The 24,375-nt window shown below is 73.5% G+C and carries 22 protein-coding genes; 13 read left to right on the top strand and 9 right to left on the bottom strand.

The window, feature by feature from the left end:
* Positions 1 to 1,636, bottom strand: a 1,636-nt coding sequence (locus JAV76_RS09495) for a glycoside hydrolase family 6 protein (protein WP_198733813.1), incomplete at its 3' end; no start/stop codon positions are given.
* A gap of 306 nt (positions 1,637 to 1,942) precedes the next feature.
* Positions 1,943 to 2,992 carry a LacI family DNA-binding transcriptional regulator gene (locus JAV76_RS09490; RefSeq protein ID WP_307844127.1) on the bottom strand — a complete coding sequence of 350 codons (1,050 nt, stop codon included), beginning with the start codon at positions 2,990 to 2,992 and terminating at the stop codon, positions 1,943 to 1,945.
* Positions 2,993 to 3,088: 96 nt separating this feature from the next.
* Between JAV76_RS09490 and JAV76_RS09485 the strand changes: the two genes are divergently transcribed.
* The 7 genes from JAV76_RS09485 (at position 3,089) to JAV76_RS09455 (ending at position 10,426) form a co-directional block, all read left to right on the top strand.
* A complete protein-coding gene (locus tag JAV76_RS09485; protein ID WP_198733786.1) occupies positions 3,089 to 5,725 on the top strand; it encodes a substrate-binding domain-containing protein in 2,637 nt (878 codons plus the stop codon).
* 70 nt (positions 5,726 to 5,795) lie between these two features.
* Entirely contained in the window at positions 5,796 to 6,197 is a 402-nt protein-coding gene (locus JAV76_RS09480) for a TOBE domain-containing protein (RefSeq protein ID WP_198733785.1), read from the top strand.
* 40 nt (positions 6,198 to 6,237) lie between these two features.
* On the top strand, positions 6,238 to 6,999 hold the full coding sequence (gene modA / locus JAV76_RS09475) for a molybdate ABC transporter substrate-binding protein (protein WP_198733784.1): 762 nt from the start codon (positions 6,238 to 6,240) through the stop codon (positions 6,997 to 6,999).
* Positions 6,996 to 7,805: an ABC transporter permease gene (locus JAV76_RS09470; protein WP_198733783.1), complete on the top strand. Its 810-nt coding sequence runs from the start codon at positions 6,996 to 6,998 to the stop codon at positions 7,803 to 7,805. The genes modA and JAV76_RS09470 overlap by 4 nt, the downstream gene beginning before the upstream one ends.
* Entirely contained in the window at positions 7,802 to 8,902 is a 1,101-nt protein-coding gene (locus JAV76_RS09465; protein ID WP_307844126.1) for an ABC transporter ATP-binding protein, read from the top strand. The genes JAV76_RS09470 and JAV76_RS09465 overlap by 4 nt, the downstream gene beginning before the upstream one ends.
* Positions 8,903 to 8,970: 68 nt before the next feature.
* Positions 8,971 to 9,987 (top strand): bifunctional molybdenum cofactor biosynthesis protein MoaC/MoaB, encoded by a 1,017-nt coding sequence (gene moaCB / locus JAV76_RS09460; protein WP_198733781.1) that lies wholly within the window; start codon positions 8,971 to 8,973, stop codon positions 9,985 to 9,987.
* Positions 9,977 to 10,426 (top strand): molybdenum cofactor biosynthesis protein MoaE, encoded by a 450-nt coding sequence (locus JAV76_RS09455; RefSeq protein WP_198733780.1) that lies wholly within the window; start codon positions 9,977 to 9,979, stop codon positions 10,424 to 10,426. Before moaCB ends, JAV76_RS09455 begins: the two co-directional genes overlap by 11 nt.
* Positions 10,427 to 10,441: 15 nt before the next feature.
* Here JAV76_RS09455 and JAV76_RS09450 read toward each other — a convergent pair whose 3' ends face one another.
* On the bottom strand, positions 10,442 to 10,702 hold the full coding sequence (locus JAV76_RS09450) for a MoaD/ThiS family protein (RefSeq protein WP_198733779.1): 261 nt from the start codon (positions 10,700 to 10,702) through the stop codon (positions 10,442 to 10,444).
* The gene (gene moaA, locus JAV76_RS09445) at positions 10,695 to 11,816 is read right to left on the bottom strand and encodes a GTP 3',8-cyclase MoaA (RefSeq protein ID WP_198733778.1); all 1,122 of its coding nucleotides are present in this window, start codon (positions 11,814 to 11,816) and stop codon (positions 10,695 to 10,697) included. The genes JAV76_RS09450 and moaA overlap by 8 nt, the downstream gene beginning before the upstream one ends.
* A gap of 221 nt (positions 11,817 to 12,037) precedes the next feature.
* Between moaA and cobA the strand changes: the two genes are divergently transcribed.
* Entirely contained in the window at positions 12,038 to 13,273 is a 1,236-nt protein-coding gene (gene cobA, locus JAV76_RS09440) for a uroporphyrinogen-III C-methyltransferase (protein WP_198733777.1), read from the top strand.
* Positions 13,273 to 14,394, top strand: a complete 1,122-nt coding sequence (locus JAV76_RS09435) for a uroporphyrinogen-III synthase (RefSeq protein WP_198733776.1) — start codon at positions 13,273 to 13,275, stop codon at positions 14,392 to 14,394. The genes cobA and JAV76_RS09435 overlap by 1 nt, the downstream gene beginning before the upstream one ends.
* Positions 14,395 to 14,448: 54 nt before the next feature.
* On the opposite strand, the gene JAV76_RS09430 is transcribed toward JAV76_RS09435, so the two are convergent.
* Both JAV76_RS09430 and JAV76_RS15255 read right to left on the bottom strand, forming a co-directional pair.
* A complete protein-coding gene (locus JAV76_RS09430) occupies positions 14,449 to 14,871 on the bottom strand; it encodes a universal stress protein (protein ID WP_307844125.1) in 423 nt (140 codons plus the stop codon).
* An 82-nt stretch (positions 14,872 to 14,953) separates the two neighbouring features.
* Positions 14,954 to 15,760, bottom strand: a complete 807-nt coding sequence (locus tag JAV76_RS15255) for an IclR family transcriptional regulator (RefSeq protein ID WP_198733775.1) — start codon at positions 15,758 to 15,760, stop codon at positions 14,954 to 14,956.
* Positions 15,761 to 15,862: 102 nt separating this feature from the next.
* Here JAV76_RS15255 and eda point away from each other — a divergent pair, with 102 nt between their 5' ends.
* Both eda and JAV76_RS09415 read left to right on the top strand, forming a co-directional pair.
* Positions 15,863 to 16,513 carry a bifunctional 4-hydroxy-2-oxoglutarate aldolase/2-dehydro-3-deoxy-phosphogluconate aldolase gene (gene eda, locus JAV76_RS09420; RefSeq protein WP_198733774.1) on the top strand — a complete coding sequence of 217 codons (651 nt, stop codon included), beginning with the start codon at positions 15,863 to 15,865 and terminating at the stop codon, positions 16,511 to 16,513.
* On the top strand, positions 16,510 to 17,634 hold the full coding sequence (locus JAV76_RS09415) for a sugar kinase (protein ID WP_198733773.1): 1,125 nt from the start codon (positions 16,510 to 16,512) through the stop codon (positions 17,632 to 17,634). The genes eda and JAV76_RS09415 overlap by 4 nt, the downstream gene beginning before the upstream one ends.
* Positions 17,635 to 17,721: 87 nt before the next feature.
* Here JAV76_RS09415 and nhaA read toward each other — a convergent pair whose 3' ends face one another.
* Positions 17,722 to 19,053 (bottom strand): Na+/H+ antiporter NhaA, encoded by a 1,332-nt coding sequence (gene nhaA / locus JAV76_RS09410; RefSeq protein ID WP_198733772.1) that lies wholly within the window; start codon positions 19,051 to 19,053, stop codon positions 17,722 to 17,724.
* A 366-nt stretch (positions 19,054 to 19,419) separates the two neighbouring features.
* On the opposite strand from nhaA, the gene phoH2 reads away from it, so the two are divergent.
* Positions 19,420 to 20,739, top strand: a complete 1,320-nt coding sequence (gene phoH2 / locus JAV76_RS09405) for an RNA 5'-3' helicase PhoH2 (protein ID WP_198733771.1) — start codon at positions 19,420 to 19,422, stop codon at positions 20,737 to 20,739.
* A 48-nt stretch (positions 20,740 to 20,787) separates the two neighbouring features.
* Here phoH2 and JAV76_RS09400 read toward each other — a convergent pair whose 3' ends face one another.
* Together JAV76_RS09400 and JAV76_RS09395 are read right to left on the bottom strand one after the other, a co-directional pair.
* Positions 20,788 to 22,209: a class II fumarate hydratase gene (locus JAV76_RS09400; RefSeq protein WP_198733770.1), complete on the bottom strand. Its 1,422-nt coding sequence runs from the start codon at positions 22,207 to 22,209 to the stop codon at positions 20,788 to 20,790.
* Positions 22,210 to 22,261: 52 nt separating this feature from the next.
* Positions 22,262 to 22,912: a carbonic anhydrase gene (locus tag JAV76_RS09395; protein ID WP_198733769.1), complete on the bottom strand. Its 651-nt coding sequence runs from the start codon at positions 22,910 to 22,912 to the stop codon at positions 22,262 to 22,264.
* 157 nt (positions 22,913 to 23,069) lie between these two features.
* Here JAV76_RS09395 and JAV76_RS09390 point away from each other — a divergent pair, with 157 nt between their 5' ends.
* Complete coding sequence (locus JAV76_RS09390; RefSeq protein WP_198733768.1) at positions 23,070 to 24,371, top strand: extracellular solute-binding protein; 1,302 nt, start codon at positions 23,070 to 23,072, stop codon at positions 24,369 to 24,371.
* Positions 24,372 to 24,375 lie beyond the last annotated feature (4 nt).

Raw genomic sequence — 24,375 nt, 5'->3', positions numbered from 1 at the left:
TGGACCAGGCCTGGGTGATCTGCTGGCCGGCGGGGAACTGGAAGGCGAGGTTCCAGCCGGTCAGCGCGGTGGTGCCGGTGTTGGTGATGGTCACCGACGCGGTGAACCCGGTGTTCCAGTCGTTCGTGGTGTACGCGACGTCGCACGTGGCACCCGGCGCCGGGTCGGTCGGCTCGTCCGTGGGCTCATCGGTCGGGTCGGGGTCCGGGGTGGGCTCCGGGTCGGGGTCCGGGGTGGGCTCCGGGTCCGGCGTCGGCTCGGGGTCCGGCGTCGGCTCCGGGTCGGGGTCCGGCGTCGGGTCGGGCTCGCCCGTGGCCGGGATCACCGGGTAGGCGTTGGCGACGAGCTCCTGGAACTGTGCGGAGAACCACTTGCCGGAGACGGGGGCTCCGGGCAGCGCGCCCGTGAGCTGGTTCTCGAGCTTGGGCGACACGAAGGTCGGGTCGCACATGCGGTCGAAGCCCTTGCCCTCGTCGTTGGGGATCTCGGACGACGAGCCGTCGGACTCACCCGGGGGCTTCACCCACACGAACGCGTCGAGGTGCGAGTCGGCGTAGCCGGCGGGGTTGGCCTGGGGCCGCTCCCCGATGCCGGCACCGGCCGGGTTGCACCAGGCGCCGCGGTGGATGCGACGGTCGATGCGGGACTCGTCGACGTAGGTGTCGATGTTCGTGGCGCTGCTCGGGCCGGCGGGCCGGTCCGGGCCGCCCCAGCCGTTGCGGGACGTGTCGACGAGCATGCCGATCGACGACGGGAAGCCGGCGGCGACCAGGCGCGAGTAGAGGTCGGCAGTCCAGTCGATCTCACCGAAGTTGAAGTTCCACTCGTAGAACGACGACGAGCGGATGGGCATCCCGTTGATGTTCAGCGACGGGTCGGGCAGGTTGGGCTCGACGAGCGGCGTGGTGTTCGCGGTGTTCGTCACGAAGCCGTCGATCGAGGCGAAGCCGTCCTCGGTGGACTGGGCCACCTCGACGAAGGTCTGGACGGATCCGGCTGCGTTGTCGGGCCATCCGAGCCAGCCGGAGTGGGCGGCGTCCACGTACGTGTAGACGTTGGGGATCGCGTGGAGCTTGTCGAGGGCGTACGCGACGCCCTCCTTGTAGTACGGCGCCGACTCCTGGCACTTCGGCTCGCTCATGTTCGTCGTGAGGTTGGGCAGCGAGTCGGGCTCGATCGTCGTGACGATGCGCAGGTCGGCGTACTCGGGCTCGTCGAGGAGGTCGGCGATGACGTCGATGTACTCGGTCTTGTAGCGGTTCATGCCCTCGGGCGTGGCGGGGAGCTCCCCGTTGGAGGCGAGCGCGAAGCAGTCGCGTCCGGGGAGGTCGTAGATGACCACGTTGATGACGAGCGGCGTGCTGCCCTGCTTCTGCTCGAGCGCCTCGTCGAGGTGGAACTTCAGGCCGGGACCGTCGACGTTCCCACCGATGGCTCCGATGCGGTCCATCCAGACGGCCGTGGGCTCGTCCTTGATGGCGAGCATCCGTGCCGCGAGGGTGGGGTCGTCGGCGGCGACGGCCGCGGCCTCGGCCTCCACCTTGGCGGTCCATTCCGGGTTGACGTACTGGACGGCCCCGGCGAAGGGGTTGTCGACGTGCGCTTCCGCGCTCGACGCGGTGAGGGTGCCGCTCATGGCGAGTGGTGCTGAGAGGAGCGCTCCCACGGTGACGGCTGTCGCGCCGTTGCGCAGCCGCTTCGGGACTTGAGACACAGGGTCCTCCGGGTGTCGGGTTCAGTGCCGGTCCGCTGCGACCTCATCGGCGGGCGGACCGTCCGCGGCTGGTGCCGCGACCCAGTGAACGTGACATGTGCCACAGACCGCCGATATGCCGTGAAAGGTTTAGGGCAAGGCCCGTTACCAAAACGTGACCCGAAATCTCGGGTCGGTGAGGCGCGCCCGGACCGTCCGACGAACCGGTCCGTCGTGCGTCGCGCGAGGTCAGCGGCGGAAGGGGGCCGTCGTGCCCCGGATCGTCAGCGCACCTACCGGCACCACGCGCTCGACGGGCCGCTCGCCGTCGAGGAGGTCGAGCACGGCATTCCCCGCAGCCTCCCCGAGGGCGGTGAGGGGCAGCGGCAGCGTCGTGACCGACGGGGTCGCGAGCCGGCAGCCGGGCGCGTCCCGGCCCGCGACGATCGAGACGTCCCACGGGACGTCCCTGTGGAGGCGGCGGGCGACGTCGAGCGCCGTGACCGCGGCGAGGTCGCTGCTGAGGACCACCGCGGACGGCGCCTCCTCGGAGGTGAGCATCACCCGTGTCGCTGCCGCGGCGTCCTCCTGCGTCGCGGCGTCGGGCGCGTCGACCAGTGCCCCGCCCGCCTCCTCGACCGCCGCGCGCAGCGCGGACACCCGGCGCGCGGTGCTGTCGAGCGCCTCCGGGCCGGTGACCAGCCCGACCCTCCGGTGCCCGAGGCCCGTGAGGAGCCGCCCGGTCCGGGCGTACGCCTCGCTCTCGTCGAGGTGCACCGACGCGAGCCCACGGGCCGCGCCCGGGTGGCAGAGCGCGACTGCGGGGATGCGGGCGGAGCGGAGCGCCTCCACGCGCGGGTCGTCCACGAGGACGTCGGTGAGGAGCAGGGCGTCGAACCGCCGCTCGGCCCACCACGTCCGGTACAGGGTGGCTGCGGCGTCGTGGTCCTCGACGACCTGGAGGACGAGGGCCAGTCCCTTCGCCGCGAGGGTGCCCTGGATTCCGTCGAGCAGCTCCATGAACGCGGCCGGGTGGGTCGTCGCGCTGTCGCCGCGCACGAGCGCCAGCCCGATCGAGCGTGTCGTCGTCCGCAGCGACCGTGCGGCGGCGTTGGGGCGCCAGCCGTGCTCGTCGGCGATGCGCAGCACCCGGTCGCGTGTCGCGGCGGAGACCCCGGGTCTGCCGTTGAGCGCGTAGGACACCACGGCGATCGAGACGCCGGCGGCGCGGGCGACGTCGGTGATCGTTGGACGTTTAGACCCCGAATGCGTAAATTCGGGTGGAGTCTCGGATGTCACGAGACGAAGCATGCTCGACGGAGCGCATGCGCGCATCCTCGCCGTCCTCACGGCGGGGCGGCGACAGAGCAGGGGGGCGACGATGGTGACGCTGCGATGACCGGCACGAACGCATCGAGGGGATCTCAGGCGGGGCCATTCACGGTGGGGGTCCTCTCGCCCGTGGTCGGGGGGTCCTACTTCGGGAAGGTGCTCTCCGGGATCGCCCGGGCCCTGCGCGCCGGCGGCCACCAGGTGGTCGCCATCCAGACCTACGCGGCGGACCTCGACCGGGAGCGGTTCCCCGACGGACCGCGGTACGACGTGTCCGTCGGGCTCGACGCGGTGGACGGAGTCATCGTCATCACGTCGGCGGTGGACCGCGACACGCTGCGGGAGCTCGACGCCTCCGGCACCCCGCTGGTCGTCGTGAGCGAGCAGGACGCGGGCCTGCGCGCCCCGATGGTCACGCCGGACAACCGGGGCGGGGTGCGTGCGGCCGTCGAGCACCTCGTCGACCACGGGCACTCGCGGATCGGGTTCCTCGGCAACCCCCAGCAGCTGGACATCCGCGAGCGGTACGAGGCCTACCGGTCGACGCTGGTGGCGAACGGTATCGAGCCGCGCGACGAGTGGGTGCTCACCACGGCCGACAACCAGGAGGCGAGCGGCGGGGCCGCGGCGGGCGTCCTGATGTCGAGGGGGATGCCGACGACGGCGACGGTGGCCGCGACGGACCGCAACGCGCTCGGCTTCGTCCGCGCCCTGCGGTCCGAGGGGGTGTCCCTGCCGGCCGACCACGCCGTGATCGGCTTCGACCACATCGAGGGCGGCGCGCGGTCCCGTCCGCGGCTCTCGAGCGTCGACCCGCACCACGACCGGGTGGGTGAGCTCGCCGCCGGTCTGCTGCTCGCCAGGCTCGGGGGAGAGGTCGTCGGGGCGGGGGCGCACCTGTCGGAGACGACCCTCGTGACCCGGGAGTCGTGCGGCTGCATCGACTCCACGCGTGCCGGGCTCCTCGTCGACGGTGTCTCCAACAGGGGCCCCGTGTCCGCCGCCGCGCAGCTCTCGGACGTGGCGCGGGCCGTCCTCTTCGGTGCCGCCGCGGGCGACGTCGGTGCGCCGGTCGACGTGCGGTCCTGGGTGCGGAGCATCGTCGAGATCCTCGTCGCCGCGTCGCAGCGCGCCGTCGTCCCCGGGGGGACGGTCCTCAATCGCCTCGCCGACGCGACGACGGCCCTCCACCCCCACCCGGAGGCGCTCGAGCAGCTCCTCGTCGTGGTCCGCGCGCTCGAGCTCGAGGCCGCCGCCGAGGTGCCCGGGGGGTCCCCGTCGCACGCCCGCGCGGTGCGCGCTGCGTCGATCGGTGTGTCCGTGGCGCTCACCAAGGGGTGCTCGCGAGGCCTGCTCGCCCGGTCGGGTCACCTGGAGCGGACGCTGGTCAACCAGTACGAGATCGACCTCGCCCTCATGCGCTCCGACGGGGCGAGCCCCCGCAGCCTCAGCTGGTTGCCCGCCGCCCACCGGGGACCCGCCGCGCTCGCGCTCTGGACCGGGCACCGGACGGCCGACGGGGACCGTGAGCTCGAGATCGTGGGCACCCGAGACGTGGGGTCGACGGGCAGCCGGCTCGTGGGGATGATCCTCCCGATGCGCGAGTTCCCGCCGGTGGCGCTGACACGCACGACCGGCACCCGTCCCGACCTCACCTTCGTCATCCCGGTGACCTTCGCGGACAGCGACTGGGGGCTGCTGTCCATCGGTGGTCCCGTGGACACGCGGTCGACGAGCGCGCGGGACAAGTACAACCACTGGGCGGCGATGCTCGCCGTGGCGCTCGACCACGAGCAGATGCTCACGTCGTTGCGTGAGCAGCGGGCGGCCCTGGAGGTCTCCGCGATGCGTGAGAGGGAGCTCGCCGAGGCGGTCCGGGCGAGCGAGGAGAGGTACGCGCTGGCCTCGATGGCGCTGTACGACGGGATGTGGGACTGGGACGTGCTCACCGGTGCGGTCTACTACTCGTCGCGGTGGAAGAGCGCGCTCGGGTACGAGGAGTCGGAGATCGGCTCGTCGCTCGAGGAGTGGACGGACCGGGTGCACCCGGACGACAGGGACGAGCTGTCCACGGCCATCGCTGCCCAGCTGGCCGGGGTCGAGGAGCCGCTCGTGCTCGAGCAGCGCATCCTCACGGCGTCGGGGGAGTACCGGTGGGTCCTGTGCCGCGCCGTGACCGTGCTCAACGAGGCGGGGTGCCCGGGGAGGATGGTCGGTGCCATGACCGACCTCTCCGAGAGCAAGCGTCAGGAGCAGGCGCTGCGCCGCTTCGCGGTGCGGGACGCCGTCCCCGGTCTGGTCCACCTGGATGTCTTCGCGGACCGGCTCGACGGTGCCGTCGAGCGCGCGCAGCGGCTGCCTGGCTACGACTGCTCGGTCGTGCTCCTGCGCCTCGCCCCCCGGGCCGACGGTGACGGTGGACGACGGGCCGAGTCGGACCTCGACGCGGTGGTCGACGCCGTGCGGGAGGTCCTCGGCGCCGGGGACACCGCGACCATGCGTGCGCCGGACGAGGTCGCCGTGCTCCTCGACTGCGTGGCGCCGGAGGACCTCGAGGAGCGGGTCGAGGTCGTCCGGGAGTACGTGGGCGAGCGGGCCCGGATCTGCGTGGTGCCGAGCGTCGTCGGCATCGGTGATGCCGACCACGTCCTGCGCGAGGCCGAACGGATGATGCTCGAGATGCTCGCCCGGAACGTCTGACGGACCGCACGCGCGGATCATCCGGGCCCGCACCGACCGCAGGTGCGGAGGTCGGCGTAGGCTGGGTCGTATGCCTGCTCCCATCTTCCGTGTCCGTGAGGCCGCTGCTCTGCTCGGCGTGAGCGACGACACCCTGCGGCGCTGGATCGACGCGGGTCGGGTGGCGACCACGCGCACGGACGGGGTGACCACGGTCGACGGCACGGAGCTCGCCCGGCTCGCGCAGGACGCGGCGTCCGCACCCGACCAGGCGGCCGGCCCGCAGCGGCGGTCGGCACGCAACACCTTCACGGGGCTCGTCACCCGCGTCGTCCGGGACACGGTCATGGCGCAGGTGGAGATCCAGGCCGGGCCCCACCGGGTCGTGTCCCTCATCAGCCGGGAGGCGGCGGACGAGCTCGGGCTCGAGCCGGGCGTGCTCGCCTCCGCCTCGGTGAAGGCCACCGACGTCGTCGTCGAGGTGCCCCGTTAGGGGCGGTCGCACCCGCCGGGGGCGCAGCGTCGTCGGGTGCGTGGTCCTCCTCGTCACCGGGGCGGCTGTCGCCGCGTGCTCCCAGGCGGCCGGTGGGCAGGAGGAGACGGGCTCCGGGCGCACGCTCGTCGTGCTCGCCGCCGCGTCGCTCACGGAGACGTTCACGATGATCGCCGAGGACTTCGAGGCCGCGCACCCGGACGTCGAGGTGGAGCTCGGGCTCGCCGGGAGCGCCGAGGTCGTCCAGCAGGTCCTCGCGGGCGCACCGGCAGACGTCGTCGCGACGGCGAGCACCAGCACCATGGACCTGCTCACCGACGCGGTCCTCGTCACCGCCCCGCGGACCTTCGCGACGAACACGCTGGAGATCGCCGTGCCCGTCGGGGACCCGGCAGGCGTCGAGGGGCTCCCCGACCTCGCCCGGCCCGGGGTGACGGTCGCGGTGTGCGCCCCGGAGGTGCCGTGCGGGGAGGCCACCCGGGACCTGCTGACCACGGCCGGTATCGACATCGTCCCCGTGACGCTCGAGACGGACGTACGTGCCGTGCTCACCAAGGTACGTCTCGGTGAGGTGGACGCCGGCCTCGTGTACAGGACCGACGTCCGTGCTGCCGCGGGCGACGTCACCGGGGTGCCGCTCGCACCCGTCGTCGACGCCTCCGGAGGAGCGGGGCGCACCACGTACCCCGTCGCGGCGCTCGCGGACGCGCCCGCGGGGGACCTCGCCGAGGTGTTCGTCGAGCACGTCCTCGGCCCGCGGGGGCAGGCGGTCCTCGCCGACGCGGGGTTCGGCCCACCGTGACAGGGGCGTCCGCACCTGCGGAAGCGCGCCTGCCCGCGGCGGTCCACGGACCGGCGGCCCTCGGGCTGGTCTTTCTCGTGCTGCCGCTCGTGGCTCTCGTCGTGCGCGCCCCGTGGGGGCGGCTGCTCCCGCTCCTCGCGTCACCGGAGCTCGTGGACGCGCTCGTGCTCTCCCTGGGGACGGCCACGGCGGCGACCGTCGTGTCGACCGTGTGCGGCGTGCCGCTCGCCCTGGTGCTCGCGCGCACGCGCCTGCCGGGCCGGGGCGTGGCGCGAGCCCTCGTGACGGTGCCCGTCGTGCTGCCCCCGGTCGTCGGTGGTGTGGCCCTGCTCCTGGCGCTCGGGAGGTCGGGGCTCGTCGGCCGCCACCTCGACGTGTGGTTCGGGGTGAGCATCCCCTTCACCACGGTCGCCGTCGTCGTGGCCCAGACGTTCGTCGCCATGCCGTTCCTCGTGCTCGCGGTGGACGGCGCCCTGCGTGGCCTCGACGGTCGGCTCGAGGAGGCGGCGGCCACCCTGGGAGCATCCCGTGGGTACACCTTCCTGCACGTCACGCTGCCCGCGCTGCGCCCGTCCCTCGTCGCGGGGGCGGTGCTCTGCTGGGCGCGGGCGCTGGGCGAGTTCGGGGCGACGATCACCTTCGCGGGCAACTTCCCGGGGACCACCCGGACCGTCCCCCTCCAGGTGTACCTCGCGCTCCAGCGCGACCCCGACGCCGCCGTCGCCCTGAGCCTCGTGCTGCTCGCCGTGTGCGTCGTGGTCCTCGTGCTCCTGCGTGACCGTTGGTCGAAGGGGAGCGCGCTGTGACCCCGGGTGGTCTGCAGGCGCGGGTCAGGGTCGAGAAGGGCTCGTTCGCCCTGGACGTGGACGTCCGGGCGGACGCGGGGCAGGTCGTCGCGGTCCTCGGTCCCAACGGCGCGGGGAAGACCACCCTCCTGCGGGCGGTGGCGGGGCTCGAGAGGGTCGGCTCCGGCAGCGTCGTCCTCGGAGGGCGCGTCCTCGAGCGGTCCGGTTCCGCCACGGGCGAGCCCGACGTCCGTCTGCCCGCCGCCGACCGTCGGCTGGGCGTCGTCTTCCAGGACCACCGGCTCTTCGACCACCTCGACGTCCTCGGGAACACCGCCTTCGGGCTGCGGGCCGCAGGCGTGCCGGCGGCCCGGGCGCGGGAGGACGCGTCCCGGTGGCTCGACCGGCTCGGGCTCGCCGGCCTCGCGGCACGACGGCCGGGCGAGCTCTCCGGGGGGCAGGCGCAGCGCGTCGCGCTCGCGCGCGCCCTCGTCACCGGACCGGACGCGCTCCTCCTCGACGAGCCGCTCGCGGCCCTCGACGCCGAGACCCGCGCGCACGTGCGCCGGGACCTGGCCCGGCACCTCGCCGACGTCCGCACCACGGCCCTCCTCGTCACGCACGACCCGCTCGACGCGATGATCCTCGCCCAGCACGTCGTCGTCCTCGAGGGCGGGCGGGCGGCGCAGTCGGGGACGCCCGCGGACGTCGCGGCCCGGCCCGCGTCGCCCTACGTGGCGTCCCTCGTCGGCACCGGCCTGTTCTCCGCGGACCACCTCCCCGACCGGCTCGGTGAGGTGGTCCCCGGCACGCGGACCCTGGCGGCCGTCCGCCCGTCGGCGGTCGTCCTCCGGGTGACGGAGCCGGGGGAGCCCTCTACGACGAGGTCGTCCGGCGCGGGGCAGGAGGCACTGGTCTGGGACGGGCGGATCAGCCTGCTCGAGATGCACACCGACCGTGTGCGGGTCCTCGTCGACCCGCTCCCGGGGGCGACGGGGAGGCCGTCCGCCTGGGTGGACGTCCACCCGGCGGACGTCGCGTCGGGCCGTCTCCACGAGGGGACCCCCGTGACCCTGACCCTCCCGCGGGACGAGATCGCCGTGTACCCGCGGACCTAGGTGCCCCGACGCGACCGGCGATAGCATGACGCGTCGACCCCCGCCTCCGACGCAGGAACAGGTGCCGCATGACCGAGCTCACCCATCTCGACGACGACGGCCGCGCGAGGATGGTCGACGTCGGGCACAAGGCGGTCACCGCGCGGACCGCGGTCGCGCACGGTCGTCTCGAGACGACGGCCGAGGTGGTCGCCCTCGTGCGCGCGGAGGGGCTGCCCAAGGCGGACGTGCTCGCGACGGCTCGGCTCGCGGGGATCAGCGCCGCGAAGCACACCTGGGAGCTCGTCCCGCTGTGCCACCAGATCCCCCTGTCGGGCGTGAACGTGTCGTTCGAGCTCGAGGAGACGTCCGTGCGCATCGAGGCGACGGCACGGACCAAGGCGCCCACCGGGGTCGAGATGGAGGCGCTCACCGCGGTCGCCGTCGCAGGCCTGACGCTCCACGACATGGTCAAGGCCATCGACCCTGCGGCCGTCCTCGGGGAGATCCGGCTCGTCGAGAAGACCGGTGGCAAGCACGGTCGGTGGACCCGCCCGGGAGTCGCCGGCGACGAGGAGCCCGGCCCCGGCGCCGCCGAGGAGGCGGAGTCCACCCGGGTGACGGGCGACCCGCGGCGGGCGGTCGTCGTCGTCGCGTCGACGAGCGGGGCTCGTGGTGAGCGCGAGGACACGACCGGCCCGGTGATCGTCGGGTGGCTCGCGGAGCGGGGCTTCGACGTCGAGGGGCCCGTGGTCGTCGCCGACGCGGAGGTCGCGGAGGTCCTCGCGGCGCACGTCGCGGGCGAGCCCCACGTCGTGGTGACCACCGGGGGCACGGGGATCTCCGGGACGGACCGCACCCCGGAGGCGACGCGAGCCGTCCTCACGGAGGAGCTCCCGGGCGTCGCGGAGGAGATCCGCCGCCGCGGCACCGCGGCCACCCCGACGGCGGTGCTCAGCAGGGCGCTCGTCGGGCTCGCCGGTCGGACCCTCGTCGCGAACCTCCCGGGCTCGCCCGGTGGCGTCCGCGACGGGCTGTCGGTCCTCGACGAGGTCCTCGAGCACGTCCTGGACCAGGTGCGGGGCGGCGGCCGTCATGACGGATGAGCGAGGGACCACCGACGGGGTGCCGCTCGTCGCACGGGTGACGTCGGACGTCGTGGACGAGGACGTGGTGCGTGCCGTCGAGGCCGCGGTCGCGGGCCCGGAGTGCGGCGCGGTGGTGACGTTCCGCGGCGTCGTGCGGGACAACGACGCGGACAGGTCCGTCGTCGGGCTCGACTACGAGGCGCACCCGCAGGCCGAGGAGCTCCTCGCCCGGTGCTGCGCCGACGTCACGGAGCGCACCGGCCTGCGGGTCGCGGCGGTGCACCGCGTCGGTGAGCTGCGCGTCGGGGACGTCGCCCTGGTGGCGGCGGTCGCCAGCGGGCACCGGGCGGAGGGCTTCGCGGCGTGCGCGGAGCTCGTCGAGCGCATCAAGGCGGAGGTCCCGGTGTGGAAGCGCCAGCACTTCACCGACGGCGTGTCGGAGTGGGTCGGGCTCTGACCCGACCGTCGGGCCTCAGCCGCCCGCGAAGGGCGGGAGGACGTCGACCGTCGCGCCGAGCGGGCGCGCGTCCTCGCGCGTGACACGCGAGTCCACGAGGAACGACGCGCGTGCGAGCACCGTGCTCATGGGGGCCCCGTAGCGGGCGCGCAGGTGCACCTTGAGATCCCCGACGGTGCTGCCCGCGAGGTCGACGGTCTCCTCGGTGCGGCCCGCGGCCTCGGCCGCCGCCGCGTAGTACCGCACCCGGACGGTGCGGGTGCTCGACTCAGCCACCGATGGCTCCCATGCTCCGTGCCGACACGGCGAACGTCTCGGTCCGCCCGAGCTCTCGCGAGGGTCGCTCGCCCTCGGGGGCGTCCAGACCGTGCGCGAACGGCTTGCCCCACATCGCCTGCTGCCAGGCAGCCGCGATCTCCTCGTCGTCCGCTCCGTCCCGCAGGAGCACGCGCACGTCGGTCTCCGCGTCGGAGAACAGGCACGACCGGACCGTCCCCTCGGCAGTGATGCGGGTCCGGTCGCAGTCCCCGCAGAAGGACCGGGTGACGGACGCGATGATCCCCACGGTGGCCGGGCCGCCGTCGACGAGCCAGTCCTCGGCCGGCGACGACGGGTCGTCACGCCCCGCCTCCGTGAGGTCGAACCGCTGGGACAGGGTGTCGACGAGCGTGGCCGCCGGGACGAGCGTCTCACGGGTCCAGCGCTGGTCGGCGTCCAGGGGCATCTGCTCGATGAACCGCAGCCGGCACCCGTGCTCGACGGCCCAGGCGAGCAGGTCGCAGGCCCCGGAGAGGGTCTCCGGCATGAGGACGGCGTTGATCTTCACCGGCCCCAGGCCGGCCCGGGCCGCCGCGGCGATCCCCGCGAGGACGTCGGGCAGCCGGTCCCGGCGGGTGAGCTCCGCGAAGTGCGCGCGGTCGATGCTGTCGAGCGAGACGTTGACCCGCGTGAGCCCCGCCTCGACGAGGTCCTCGGCGACACGGTCGAGCCCGATGCCGTTGGTGGTCATCGCCAACGGGATGCCGGGGGCGGCGTCCCGGGTGGCGCGCAGGACGTCCACGAGGTCGCGGCGCACGAGCGGCTCGCCACCTGTGAAGCGGACCTCCTCGATGCCGAGCCCGACGCCGATGCGCACCAGCCGGGCGATCTCGTCGGGCGTGAGGAGCTTGCTGCGCGCGATCGGGGGCAGGCCCTCGGCGGGCATGCAGTAGGTGCACCGCAACGAGCACTTCTCGGTGAGCGAGACGCGCAGGTCCCGGGCCACGCGGCCGAACCTGTCCACGAGACCGGCCCCCGCCGCCCTCTCCCCGGACGTCGCTCCGGGGGCCGGGAGCGCGAGCCCCTCGGCCCGCGGTCCGACCGTCGGGATGCCGAGGGAGACCGTACTCATCCCGTCGATGCTACAGCCGCTGCCCCCACGATCGGCGGCCACGGCGCCCGCAGCCCTGGTCTCTCAAGCCCGACGTCGACGGTGTGAGAACTCCGACGCACCGGGGAAACACCGCACCAACCCGACCGAAACGTCGACTTCGTACGGTAGCCGGACCGACGGGGTGCGGTCCGGGACCACGGAGCGCGCTCCGCCGCCGACGACGGACCCGAGGGGGGACCATGACGACTCTGCTGGCTGTCGACACCGCAGGCAGGAAGGTGCTCGTCGTGGGCGGGGGACCCGCGGCCGCGCACCGGGCGGCGGCCCTCGCGCTCGAGGGGGCGCACGTGCTGGTGGTCGCGCCCCGCATCTGCGAGGCGCTCGTGGACCTGCACATCGACGGTCACGTCGAGTGGCGCCGGGACGTCGTGACGCCGGACGACCTCGACGACGTGTGGCTCGTGCACACCGCGACGGGGGACCTCGCCACCGATGCCCGGGTGGCCGCCTGGGCGGAGAGCCGACGGGTGTGGTGCCTCACCGCCGGTGCGCCCGGCGTCACCCCGGGCGCCGTCGGCGCCGCCGCGTCCGCGCGGGTGCCCACCGCGGACGAGGTGAACGTCGCGCTCGCCGGCAGCGGTGCGCTCCCGCCGGGTCGCAGGGTCGCCCGGCCCGACCCCGTGACCCGGCGGGACCACCCCGGCCGGGTCGTCCTCGTCGGCGGCGGGCCCGGGGACGTCGACCTCCTCACCGTCCGGGGACGGCGGGCGCTCGCCCTCGCGGACGTCGTCGTCACCGACCGCCTCGGTCCCGTCGCCGTCCTCGACGAGCTCGGTCCGGGCGTGGAGGTCGTCGACGTCGGCAAGGCACCGGGCCGCCACCCCGTGCCCCAGAACGAGATCAACCGCATCCTCGTCGACCGCGCCCGGCGCGGGCAGACCGTCGTCCGGCTCAAGGGTGGCGATCCCTTCGTCCTCGGGCGCGGCGGCGAGGAGGTCGTCGCCTGCCGGGAGGCCGGTGTGAGCGTCGAGGTGGTGCCCGGTGTGAGCAGCGCCGTGGCCGCACCCGCCGCGGCGGGGATCCCGCTGACGCACCGGGGCACCGTCGCCGCCGTGCACATCGTCAACGGGCACGACGAGCTCTCCGACGCCGCGTGCCTCGCCGTCCGGGACCGCTCCGCCACCGTCGTCGTCCTCATGGGGGTCGCGACCCTCGCCGCCACCGTGCACCGGGCGCTAGTCCGCGGTGCCTCGCCCACCACGCCCGTGGCCATCGTCGAGCGGGGCTGCACCCCGACCCAGCGGGTCACCCGGGCCGAGCTCGCGACGGTCGTCGCCGTCGCCCGGCGCCGCGAGGTGACGTCCCCCGCGGTGGTGGTCATCGGGGACGTCGCCGCACCCGGGCTGCTCGAGGTGGACCTCGAACAGCTCCTCGACGGGTCGACTCTGCCGGTCACGGCGGAGAGGATGGCCTGATGAGCGTGAACGTCGGACGACCCCTGGCAGGATGCGCGGTGCTCGTCACGGCCGACCGGAGGTCCGCGGAGCTCGGGGCCGCCCTCGCGAGGCGGGGCGCAGAGCTCCGGTACGCCCCCGCGCTGAGCATGGTCCCCAACCACGACGACGAACGCCTGGTCGCGGACACGCGCGCCGTGATCGCCGCCCCCCCGGACGTCGTCGTCGCCACCACGGGTATCGGGTTCCGCAGCTGGATCGAGGCCGCCGACGCGGTGGGCCTGGCCCCCGAGCTCCACGACGTCCTCGCGCGCGCCCGCATCGTGGCCCGCGGCCCCAAGGCCCGCGGGGCGGTCCAGCAGGTGGGTCTCCAGACCGACTGGGTGGCGGAGTCCGAGACGTCGGCCGAGGTCGCCGAGTACCTCCTGGGCGAGGGCGTCGACGGGTTGCGCGTCGCCATCCAGCACCACGGGGCCGGGTCGGACGGCCTCGACCAGTCGTTCCGCGACGCGGGCGCCCACGTCCAGAGCCTCGTCGTCTACCGCTGGGGCCCGCCACCGGACCCGGCCGCGCTCGCGGCGTCGGTGCGCGCCACCGCTGCGGGGGAGATCGACTCGGTCGTCTTCACCTCCGCCCCGGGTGCGGCGGCGTGGCTGGACGTGGCGCGGTCCGAGGATGCGCTCCCGGGGATCGTGGGGCGGGCGCTCGACGAGTCGTTGCTCGCCGTCGCCGTCGGTCCGATCACCGCGAAGCCCCTGGTGGACGAGGGGATCGCCCCGCTGGTCCCGGACCGGGGTCGCCTCGGGTCCCTCGTGCGCGCCATGGTCGCGTACTACGCGGGGCTCGGCGAGCAGGCCCTGCAGACCGTCGCGGGGTCGTTGCAGGTGCGGGCGACGAGCGTCGTGCTCGACGAGGAGGTGGTCCCCCTCTCGCGCGGAGGGGTCGAGGTCATGCGTGTGCTCGCCGCGGCGCGCGGTGGTGTCGTGCCGCGGGCGGAGGTGCTGCGCGCCCTGCCGGGGGAGTCGCGCGACTCGCACGCTGCCGACGTGGCCATCGCACGGCTGCGTGACGCGATGGGGGACCGGGCGCTCATCAAGACCGTCGTCAAGCGGGGGTACCGGTTGGCTCTGCGCGAGGTGTGAGCAGGACGGGCCTGTGCGCGGGCGGGCGCGAGTCCCCCGGCCGGATCCGGGTGGCTAGCGTTGCGCCTTGATGACGAGGACCGGGACGGCGGCGTCGAGGAGGACTCGCTGGGTGGTGCTGCCCAGGAGGAACTTCCCGACGGGCGACCGCTTGCGCGACCCGATGACGATGACCTCGGCGGCGACGGCGTCGGCGTGGTCGAGGATGGCGTCCGCCACGTCGATCCGGTCGGAGCGGAACGCGACGTCCACGGTCCCGCGTTCGGCGGGCACCGTGGTGAGCAGGTGCGCGAGGTGGGTGGGCACGGGTGCCTCGTCCGGTTGCGGGGTGAGGACGAGCACCGTGAGGGTGGCGCCGCGCCGCGCGGCCTCCTCCGAGGCCGCGGCGAACGCGGCCTCTCCCTGCGGGGTTTCGTTGTATGCCACGAGAACCGTCATGCCGCCCCATCCCTTGTCGCTGCCGCGTGCCGCTGCCATGTGCCGGACGAGAGGACTCGCCCGGGTCCGACGGGTCACAGCCTATGCGCAGGTGGGGCGCAGTGCGGGGCGGGGCGCGCCGTCATGCGTGGTCCAGGACCGCGGGTAGCGTGAGGCCGGCGGGGAGCAGCGGGGCGACGGTCGTCGTTACGGTGCGGGCGAGCCTGGCCCGTCGTGCGTCGGTCATGCGGTCCGCCGGGGCGGTGATGCTCACGGCGGCGAGCGGTGCGCCGTCCCGCAGGAGCGGGACGGCGAGGCAGCTGATCCCGGCCTCGTTCTCCTCGCTCTCCGTGGCGAATCCGCCGGCGAGTGCGGCGTCGAGGATCTCGTGGAGACGGTCCGGGTCGAGGCGGTCGCCCGCGTACCAGCGCACCGTCGCGGCGTCGAGCGGGCCGTGGGCGAGGATCGCCCGTCCGAGGGCGGTGGTGGCGGCCGGTTGCCGTCGTCCCACGGCGGACCACACGCGGACGGCGCGGGCCGGCTCGACCTTGTCGAGGTAGAGGATCTCGGCGCCGGACAGGACGCCGAGGTGGACGAGCTCGTCGGTCTCGGAGCAGAGGGCGACGAGGGCGCCGCGCAGGAGGGCGGGCAGGTTCTCGTCGGCGAAGAAGGCGGACGACAGCGCCGAGGCGGCCGCCCCGAGGACGTACCTGCCGTCCTGCGGTGACTGGTCGACGAACCCTCGGAAGCGCAGCGCGGAGAGGGTGCGGTGGAGCGACGTCTTGTTGAGCTCGAGCGTCGCGGCGAGGTCCTGGAGGGCAAGACCGCCGCGCCCCGCGCGGCTGAGCTCCTGCAGGGCGAGGAGCGCCTTGTCGACGCTCTGGACGGGCGAGATCTCGGATCGTCGCGTGTCACCGCCCCTGACGGGAGCCTCGTCGTGGGGGACCACAGGTCCCTCCTTTGCTATGGTGGTTTCGTCATCAGGAACAAGCGTTTGCCATGACGAAACTTATCAGACGAACGCGCGACCAGGAGAAGAGACCACACGGTCATGCCCAGCTCCCAGCAGATCACCGACGCTCTCGCAGCAGCCCGCATCGTCCCCGTCGTCGTCCTCGAGGACCCCGCCCACGCCCTGCCTCTCGGGCGCGCTCTCCTCGACGGAGGCCTGGACGTCATCGAGGTCACCTACCGCACCGCAGCCGCCCAGGACTGCCTCACCGCCCTCCAGGAGCTCCCCGAGCTCCTCGTCGGAGCAGGCACCGTCGTCCGCCCGGACCAGGTGGACTCGGCCGCCGCAGCAGGCGCACAGTTCCTCGTCTCACCCGGCCTCAGTCCCGCCGTCGTGCGCCGCGCCCAGGACGCCGGCCTGCCGATCCTCCCCGGCGTCGCCACGCCGTCGGACATCATGGCCGCGCTGGACCTCGGGCTCGACGTCGTCAAGCTCTTCCCCGCCGCCACGGTCGGCGGCGCCGCCGCCGTCAAGGCGTTCTCCGCGCCCTTCCCCGGGCTGAGGTTCGTCCCCACCGGGGGTATCAGCGCCGCGAACCTCACCGACTACCTCTCCCTGCCGTCCGTCCTCGCCGCAGGCGGCTCCTGGATGGTCGACCGCGCCCTCGTCGAGGCCGAGGACTGGGCCGAGATCACCCGCCGCACCGCCGAGGCCGTCGCCCTCGCCGCACAGATCGGAGCACGAGCATGACCGACCAGACCCACCAGACCCGCTCCCTGACCGTGAAGAGCGCCGCGGACTGCGACTTCGACGTCGTCTCCCTCGGCGAGGTCATGCTCCGCCTCGACCCGGGCGAGCGCCGCATCAAGACCACCCGCAGCTTCGACGCATGGGAGGGCGGCGGCGAGTACAACGTCGCCCGCGGCCTGCGCCGGTGCTTCGGGCTGCGCGGGGCGATCGTCACCGCGCTCGCCGACAACGAGGTGGGCCGCCTGGTCGAGGACCTCATGCTCACCGGTGGGCTCGACACGAGCTACGTGCGCTGGGTCGACTACGACGGGATCGGGCGCACGGTGCGCAACGGCCTGAACTTCACCGAGCGCGGGTTCGGGGTCCGCGGTGCCGTCGGTGTCTCCGACCGGGGCAACACGGCCATCTCCCAGATGCAGCCGGGCGACGTCGACTGGGACGACCTCTTCGGTCGTCGTGGCGTGCGCTGGCTCCACACCGGAGGCATCTTCGCGGCGCTCTCCGAGTCCTCCGCCGACGTCGCGGAGGCCGCCATGCGGTCCGCTCGCGAGCACGGCACCGTCGTCTCCTACGACCTCAACTACCGGCCCTCCCTGTGGAAGGGCATCGGCGGTCCGGCCCGTGCGCAGGAGGTCAACACGCGGCTCGCGCGGTACGTCGACGTGATGATCGGCAACGAGGAGGACTTCACCGCGAGCCTCGGTTTCGAGGTCGAGGGTGTCGACGAGAACCTCACCGACCTGGACACCGGGGCCTTCCGCGCGATGATCGAGAAGGCCGCCGCGACCTACGAGAACTTCCAGGTCATCGCCACCACGATGCGCGGCGTGCACAGCGCGAGCGACAACGACTGGGGTGCCATCGCCTGGAGCCGTGCCGAGGGCTTTGCCGAGTCGACGCACCGCCCGCACCTGGAGATCCTCGACCGCGTGGGCGGCGGTGACTCGTTCGCGTCCGGCCTCGCGTACGGGCTCATGGAGATCGGCGACATCCGGTCGGCCGTCGAGTACGGGGCCGCGCACGGAGCCATCGCCATGACGACGCCGGGGGACACCTCGACCGCCAGCCTGGCCGAGGTGGCGAAGCTCGCCGGCGGGGGTAGGGCGCGCGTCCTGCGCTGACGCGGACGACGACGGCCGCCGGGGACGACACCTCATCGGTGCGTCCCCGGCGGCCGTCGTCGTGTCGGGCCGGTCGTGCCGGGCTGGTCAGCCCTCGCGCTCCGGGTCGCCGATGAAGCGGTCGACGTCGTCGGGCATGCCGTCGTCGTTCATGTCGTCGGTCCGGTCGTTCCGCCGGGCGTCGTGACGCAGGGCGAAGGCGGCGAGGACGGCGGCGAGGACGGACGCCGTGAGGACGGCGGCCTTGGCGCCGTGGCCGTGGATGGACTCCTCACCGAACGACAGCTCGGAGATGAGCAGGGACACCGTGAACCCGATCCCGGCGAGCAGGCCTACGGGGAGCAGGTCGCGAAGGCCGATGCCGGGCGCGAGGCGCAGGGGGGTGAAGCGCGTGAGGAGCCACGTGGTCCCGAGGATCCCGATGCACTTGCCCACGAGGAGGCCTGCGATGATCCCGAGCGCGACACCCTGCCCGAGGACCTCGAGGAGCCCGCCGTCGTCGACCATGGAGACCCCGGCCGCGAAGAACGCGAAGACCGGCAGGGCGATGCCGGCGGAGATGGGGCTCCAGAAGTGCTCGAAGCGGCTGGTCCTGGTCGTCTCCTCGCCGTGGACGGCGAGGGCGGGGACGAGGAAGCCCATCGCGACTCCGGCGACGGTCGCGTGCACCCCGGACTCGTGGACGAGGACCCACACGACCACGGCGAGCGGGACGATCGCCCAGAGCGGCGGGCGACGCAGCGTGACGAGGACGCGGAAGAGGACGAGCCCCAGCGCTGCGAGGCCGAGGGGGCCCCAGGAGACGGTCGCGGTGTAGAAGACGGCGATGACGATGATCGCGAGCAGGTCGTCGACGACGGCGAGCGTGAGCAGGAACGTCCGGATCGCCGCGGGCAGCCCCTTGCCGAAGACGGCGAGCACGGCCAGCGCGAAGGCGATGTCGGTGGCGGTGGGGATGGCCCATCCGCCGAGGGCCGTGGTGTCGCCCGTGACGACGACGACACCGGCGAAGACGAGGGCCGGGACGGCCATGCCCCCGACGGCCGCGATCATCGGGACGCCCGCGGTCTTGGGCTGGCGCAGGGACCCGGCGACGAACTCGTGCTTGAGCTCGAGGCCCACCACGAAGAAGAAGATGGCGAGGAGACCGTCGGCGGCCCACGTCGACAGCGAGAGGTCGAGGTGGAGCCAGTCGAGGTGGGGGCCCACCGTCGTCGCCGACAGGTCCTGGTACGCCTCGCGCCAGGGGGAGTTGGCCCAGACGAGGGCGAGGGTGGCGGCGACGATGAGGAGGGCGCCGCCGGTGGTCTCGCGTGCGACCCAGTTGCGGGCCCGTCCGCGCCGCGACGGCGGCGGGGTGAACTGGGGGCCGCCCGGTGTCTGCGGGGAGGAGTGGGGGGCTGGTGAGGACGAGTTCATGGGTCTCCCGTGTCGGGGGTCGGCAAGGCGGACGCCGACCAGACTTCCCGGCACACCGTGCCCAAGTCTACGAGACGTGGTGCGGTGAGCCACCGCTGAGGTGAACAGCACGTGACTTCTCCGCGACGCGGTGGCGTGGGCCTCGCCACACGGCTTACACGGGCGTAGTTTGCATGTGAGGGACGACACACCGCCGTCCCCGGGAGGTCCGCCCATGGAGTTCGAGCTCCGAGCAGGGAGGCCGGTCCGGTCGCGCTCCTCGGCACCGGGCAGACCGACCGCCCCGCCCGACCGCCCCGGCCCGGTCCACGCCGCGCGTGACCGCGTCGGAGCACCTAGGCGCGCGAGCGCCGGAGGGAGCCTGCTGTGGAGACTCGTCGAACCTTCGTGCTGGACACCTCGGTCCTGCTCTCGGACCCCAAGGCGCTGCTGCGCTTCGCCGAGCACGACGTGGTCCTGCCCATCGTGGTCATCACCGAGCTCGAGGCCAAGCGCCACCACCCTGAGCTCGGGTACTTCGCGCGCAGCGCGCTGCGCATGCTCGACGACCTGAGGATCCGGCACGGCGGCCTGGACCGCCCGCTGGACGTGGGCAGCGCCGGGGGCACGCTGCGCGTGGAGCTCAACCACACGGACCCCGGTGCGTTGCCCGACGGGTTCCGGCTGGGCGACAACGACACGCGGATCCTCGCCGTCGCCGCGAACCTGGCGGCCGAGGGCAGCCAGGTCACCGTCGTCTCGAAGGACCTGCCGATGCGCGTCAAGGCCTCCGCGGTGGGGCTCAACGCCGAGGAGTACCGGGCCGAGCTCGCCGTCGACTCCGGGTGGACCGGCATGGGGGAGATGCCCCTGGGTGAGGAGCAGATGGCGGCGTTGTGGGAGGCGGAGTCCGTCGAGCTCGCGCAGCTCGACCCGGGCACCGTCGCCGAGGCGAGCCCGCTCTACTGCCACCAGGGACTGGTGCTGCAGTCGTCCCGCGGGTCCGCTCTCGGGCGGGTGACCGCCGACAAGCACGTCCAGCTGGTCCGCGGCGACCAGGAGGTCTTCGGGGTGCACGGCCGGTCCGCGGAGCAGCGCATCGCGATCGACCTCCTCCTGGACGACTCCGTGGGGATCGTCTCGCTCGGGGGCCGCGCCGGGACGGGCAAGTCCGCGCTCGCTCTCTGCGCCGGTCTCGAGGCGGTCCTCGAGCGGCGCAAGCACCGCAAGATCATGGTGTTCCGGCCCCTCTACGCGGTGGGCGGCCAGGAGCTCGGCTACCTGCCGGGGTCGGAGGCCGAGAAGATGAACCCGTGGGCGCAGGCCGTGTTCGACACGCTCGGGGCGCTCGTGGGTACGGAGGTCATCGAGGAGGTCCTCGAGCGCGAGATCCTCGAGGTGCTGCCGCTCACCCACATCCGGGGACGGTCGCTGCACGACGCGTTCGTCATCGTCGACGAGGCGCAGTCCTTGGAGCGCAACGTGCTCCTCACCGTGCTCTCGCGGATCGGGCAGTCGTCCCGGGTGGTCCTCACGCACGACGTGGCGCAGCGCGACAACCTGCGCGTCGGGCGGCACGACGGGGTGGCGGCCGTGATCGAGGCGCTCAAGGGGCACCCGTTGTTCGCGCACGTCACGCTCACCCGGTCGGAGCGGTCGCCGGTGGCCGCGCTCATCACGGAGATGCTCGAGGGTATCGAGGTGTGACGTCCCACGGCTGCGGGCCGGCGCCACCGCCGGCCCGCAGCCTGGCGGTCAGGCCTGCGGCGGGCGCGTCATCGACAGGACGTCGAGCGCCGTGTCGAGCTGCTCCTCGGTGACCTCGCCGCGCTCGACGAACCCGAGGTCGACGACGGCCTCGCGCACGGTGAGGCCCTTCGCGACGGAGTGCTTGGCGACCTTGGCGGCCGCCTCGTAGCCGATGACCCGGTTGAGGGGCGTGACGATCGACGGCGACGACTCGGCGAGCGACCGCGCGCGGTCGACGTTCGCGGTGATGCCGTCGACGGTCTTGTCGGCGAGGACGACGCTCGCGGTCGACAGGAGGCGGACCGACTCGAGGACGCCGAGGGCGATGACGGGGATCTGGACGTTGAGCTCGAACGACCCGCTGGCGCCGGCCCACGCGACGGTGGCGTCGTTCCCGACGACCCGAGCGGCGACCATGAGGACGGCCTCGGGGATCACGGGGTTGACCTTGCCGGGCATGATCGAGGAGCCGGGCTGCAGGTCCGGGATAGCGATCTCGCCGAGGCCGGTGTTGGGGCCGGAGCCCATCCAGCGCAGGTCGTTGCAGATCTTCGTCAGGGAGACGGCGATGGTGCGCAGAGCTCCGGAGAGCTCGACGAGGCCGTCGCGCGACGACTGGGCCTCGAAGTGGTCCCGGGCCTCGGTGAGGGGCAGCCCGGTGTCCTCGACCAGGAGCTCGATGACGCGCTGGGGGAAGCCCGCGGGGGTGTTGATGCCCGTCCCGACGGCCGTCCCGCCGAGCGGGACCTCGGCCGCACGCGGCAGCGCCGTCTGCAGGCGCTCGATGCCGTAGCGGACGGCGGCGGCGTAGCCACCGAACTCCTGGCCGAGGGTCACGGGCGTGGCGTCCATGAGGTGGGTCCGCCCGGCCTTGACGACCTCGGCGAACTCGGTCGCCTTGGCCTCGAGCGCCGTCGCGAGGTGCTCGAGCGCGGGGACCAGCTGGTGGACGACGCCCGCGGTCGCGGCGACGTGGACCGAGGTGGGGAACACGTCGTTGGACGACTGCGAGGCGTTGACGTGGTCGTTGGGGTGCACGTCGCGGCCCAGGCTGCGGGTGGCGAGGGTGGCGAGCACCTCGTTGGTGTTCATGTTGGACGACGTGCCCGAGCCCGTCTGGAAGACGTCGACGGGGAAGTGCTCGTCGTGAGCGCCGGCGGCGACCTCGTCGGCGGCGGTGACGATCGCCTCGGCGACGTCGGCCTCGAGGACGCCGAGCTCGGCGTTGGCGCGTGCGGCGGCCTTCTTCACACGGGCGAGGGCCTCGATGTGCCCCCGCTCGAGCGTGGTCCCGGAGATCGGGAAGTTCTCGACCGCGCGCTGGGTCTGCGCCCGGTAGAGGGCGTGCGCGGGCACGCGGACCTCGCCCATGGTGTCGTGCTCGATCCGGTACTCGGTGGTGACGTCGGCGTCAGGTGTGGAAGTCATGGGTCTATGGTGCCCCACCTGTTCGACGCCGATCGAGCGGCCGCGGGGCGGGTCAGACGTCGAGCGGCACGTCCCCGATGTCGCCCACGACCTCGACGAGGCGCGCGTGCCCGTCGGCGAGGTCGTACTCGACGCCGACGATGGCGCAGCGCCCCTCGGCGACCGCCGCGGCGAGCCCGGCGGAGTAGGAGTGGAGCATGGCGACCGTGTGCCGCACGTGCTCCCGACGCAGGACGTCGGCACTCACGGAGGCGAACCCGCCGCCGTTCGCCGCGGTGATGTTCACGATGGACGGGATGACGCGGTCGACGACGGCGCGGACGAACCCGGCGGGCTGCTCGCCGGTGGCGAGGGCGTGCGCGGCGGCGGCGACGGCGCCGCAGGAGTCGTGGCCGAGGACCACGACGAGGCGGGTGCCGAGGACGTCGACGCCGTACTCGATGGACCCGATGACGGTGGTGTCGAGCACGTGGCCGGCGGTGCGGACCACGAAGACGTCGCCGAGCCCCTGGTCGAAGATGATCTCGGCGGCGACACGGGAGTCGGAGCACCCGAAGACAACCGCGAAGGGGTTCTGGGCGACCTTGAGCTCCTCGCGCCGGTCGAAGCCCTGCGAGGGGTGCTCCATCTCGTCGGCGACGAAGCGTGAGTTGCCGGAGCGGAGCTCGGCCCAGGCGGCGGCGGGGGAGACGTGGTGCGGCATGGTCGTCCGTTCGAGTCGTCGTATCTGGGGACAAAACGCCCTAAATCGGGTTTTCTCCGAGCGAGGTGCGAGAACCTCGTGTACGCCTTGAGGATAAGCAGTCCGACGACGACGCGGGACAGCGGTCCACGCGACGTCGACCGCGGAGGGGGACACCGTGCGACGACGCACACGACCGGGCCGGGGGACCGCCGCGCTCGCGGCGCTGGCGCTCACCGCGCCCCTCGTGGCCTGCAGCGGCGGGGACGACGGCCCACCCGTCCTCACCTGGTACACGAACCCGGACGCCGGCGGGCAGGCGGCCATCGCCGCCCGCTGCACCGAGGCCGCGGACGGGAGCTACCGGATCGTCACCTCGGGCCTGCCGTCCGAGGCGTCCGCCCAGCGCGAGCAGCTCGCCCGCAGGCTCGCCGCGAACGACTCGTCGATCGACCTCATGAGCCTCGACCCGCCCTTCATCCCGGAGCTCGCAGAACCCGGCTTCCTCGCGCCCGTGCCCGAAGACGTCGCGGCCGAGGTCTCCACCGACGTCGTCGAGGGAGCCCTCGCCGGGGCCACCTGGAAGGACGAGCTGGTCACCGCCCCGTTCTGGGCGAACACCCAGCTCCTCTGGTACCGGAAGTCCGTCGCGGAGGCCGCCGGGCTCGACATGTCCGGTCCCGTCACGTGGGACCAGATCATGGAGGCCACCGCCTCCCAGGACAAGCTCCTCGGGGTCCAGGGCGCCAAGGCCGAGTCCCTCACCGTCTGGGTGAACGCGCTCGTCGCCTCGGCGGGCGGATCGGTCGTCGAGAACCCCGAGGCGCCCCGGGACGAGATCGCCATGGGCCTCGAGAGCGACGCCGGTCGGGAGGCGGCACGCATCCTCGAGACCATCGGCGCGGAAGGGCTCGGCGGGCCCGGCCTGCCCACGCGCGACGAGAACGCGTCCCTCTCGCTCTTCCAGGGGGATGACGGGGGCTTCATGGTGAACTGGCCGTTCGTCTGGGCCGCCACGCAGTCGGCCGTGGAGGAGGGCACCCTCGACCAGGAGCTCCTCGACGACATCGGGTGGGCGATGTACCCGCAGGTCGTCGAAGGCCAGGAGGCGGCACCCCCGTACGGCGGCATCAACATCGGCGTGGGCGCCTTCTCCGAGCACACCGACCTCGCGTACGACGCCGTCCGGTGCATCGTCTCCCCGGAGAACCAGGCCGAGTACTTCGTCACCGACGGCAACCCGCCCGCCTCCGTCGTCGCTTTCGACGACCCTGCCGTCCAGGAGGCGTTCCCCATGGCCGACGTCATCCGCGACTCCCTGCAGCTCGCGGTCCCCAGGCCGCAGACCCCGTACTACAACGAGGTGTCGGCCGGGCTCCAGGAGACCTGGCACCCCGTCGGCAGCGTCGACCCCGACACGACCCCGGCCGCCGCCACCGAGCTCATCGTCGCCGTCCTCCGAGGGGAGAAGCTCCTGTGAGCAC

This window comes from Sanguibacter suaedae (assembly GCF_016342785.1).
Taxonomy (GTDB): domain Bacteria; phylum Actinomycetota; class Actinomycetes; order Actinomycetales; family Cellulomonadaceae; genus Sanguibacter; species Sanguibacter suaedae.
This window is presented reverse-complemented; position numbering and strand designations above follow the sequence as displayed.

Bases quoted from the DNA above. Each gene is read 5' to 3' on its own strand.
- JAV76_RS09480 (WP_198733785.1), top strand. From the start codon at position 5,796: ATGCCTGCTCCCATCTTCCGTGTCCGTGAGGCCGCTGCTCTGCTCGGC.
- JAV76_RS09430 (WP_307844125.1), bottom strand. From the start codon at position 14,871: ATGGCAGCGGCACGCGGCAGCGACAAGGGATGGGGCGGCATGACGGTT.
- JAV76_RS09455 (WP_198733780.1), top strand. From the start codon at position 9,977: ATGACGGATGAGCGAGGGACCACCGACGGGGTGCCGCTCGTCGCACGG.
- JAV76_RS09400 (WP_198733770.1), bottom strand. From the start codon at position 22,209: ATGACTTCCACACCTGACGCCGACGTCACCACCGAGTACCGGATCGAG.
- JAV76_RS09485 (WP_198733786.1), top strand. From the start codon at position 3,089: ATGACCGGCACGAACGCATCGAGGGGATCTCAGGCGGGGCCATTCACG.
- moaCB (WP_198733781.1), top strand. From the start codon at position 8,971: ATGACCGAGCTCACCCATCTCGACGACGACGGCCGCGCGAGGATGGTC.
- eda (WP_198733774.1), top strand. From the start codon at position 15,863: ATGCCCAGCTCCCAGCAGATCACCGACGCTCTCGCAGCAGCCCGCATC.
- JAV76_RS09415 (WP_198733773.1), top strand. From the start codon at position 16,510: ATGACCGACCAGACCCACCAGACCCGCTCCCTGACCGTGAAGAGCGCC.
- cobA (WP_198733777.1), top strand. From the start codon at position 12,038: ATGACGACTCTGCTGGCTGTCGACACCGCAGGCAGGAAGGTGCTCGTC.
- nhaA (WP_198733772.1), bottom strand. From the start codon at position 19,053: ATGAACTCGTCCTCACCAGCCCCCCACTCCTCCCCGCAGACACCGGGC.
- JAV76_RS09395 (WP_198733769.1), bottom strand. From the start codon at position 22,912: ATGCCGCACCACGTCTCCCCCGCCGCCGCCTGGGCCGAGCTCCGCTCC.
- moaA (WP_198733778.1), bottom strand. From the start codon at position 11,816: ATGAGTACGGTCTCCCTCGGCATCCCGACGGTCGGACCGCGGGCCGAG.
- JAV76_RS09435 (WP_198733776.1), top strand. From the start codon at position 13,273: ATGAGCGTGAACGTCGGACGACCCCTGGCAGGATGCGCGGTGCTCGTC.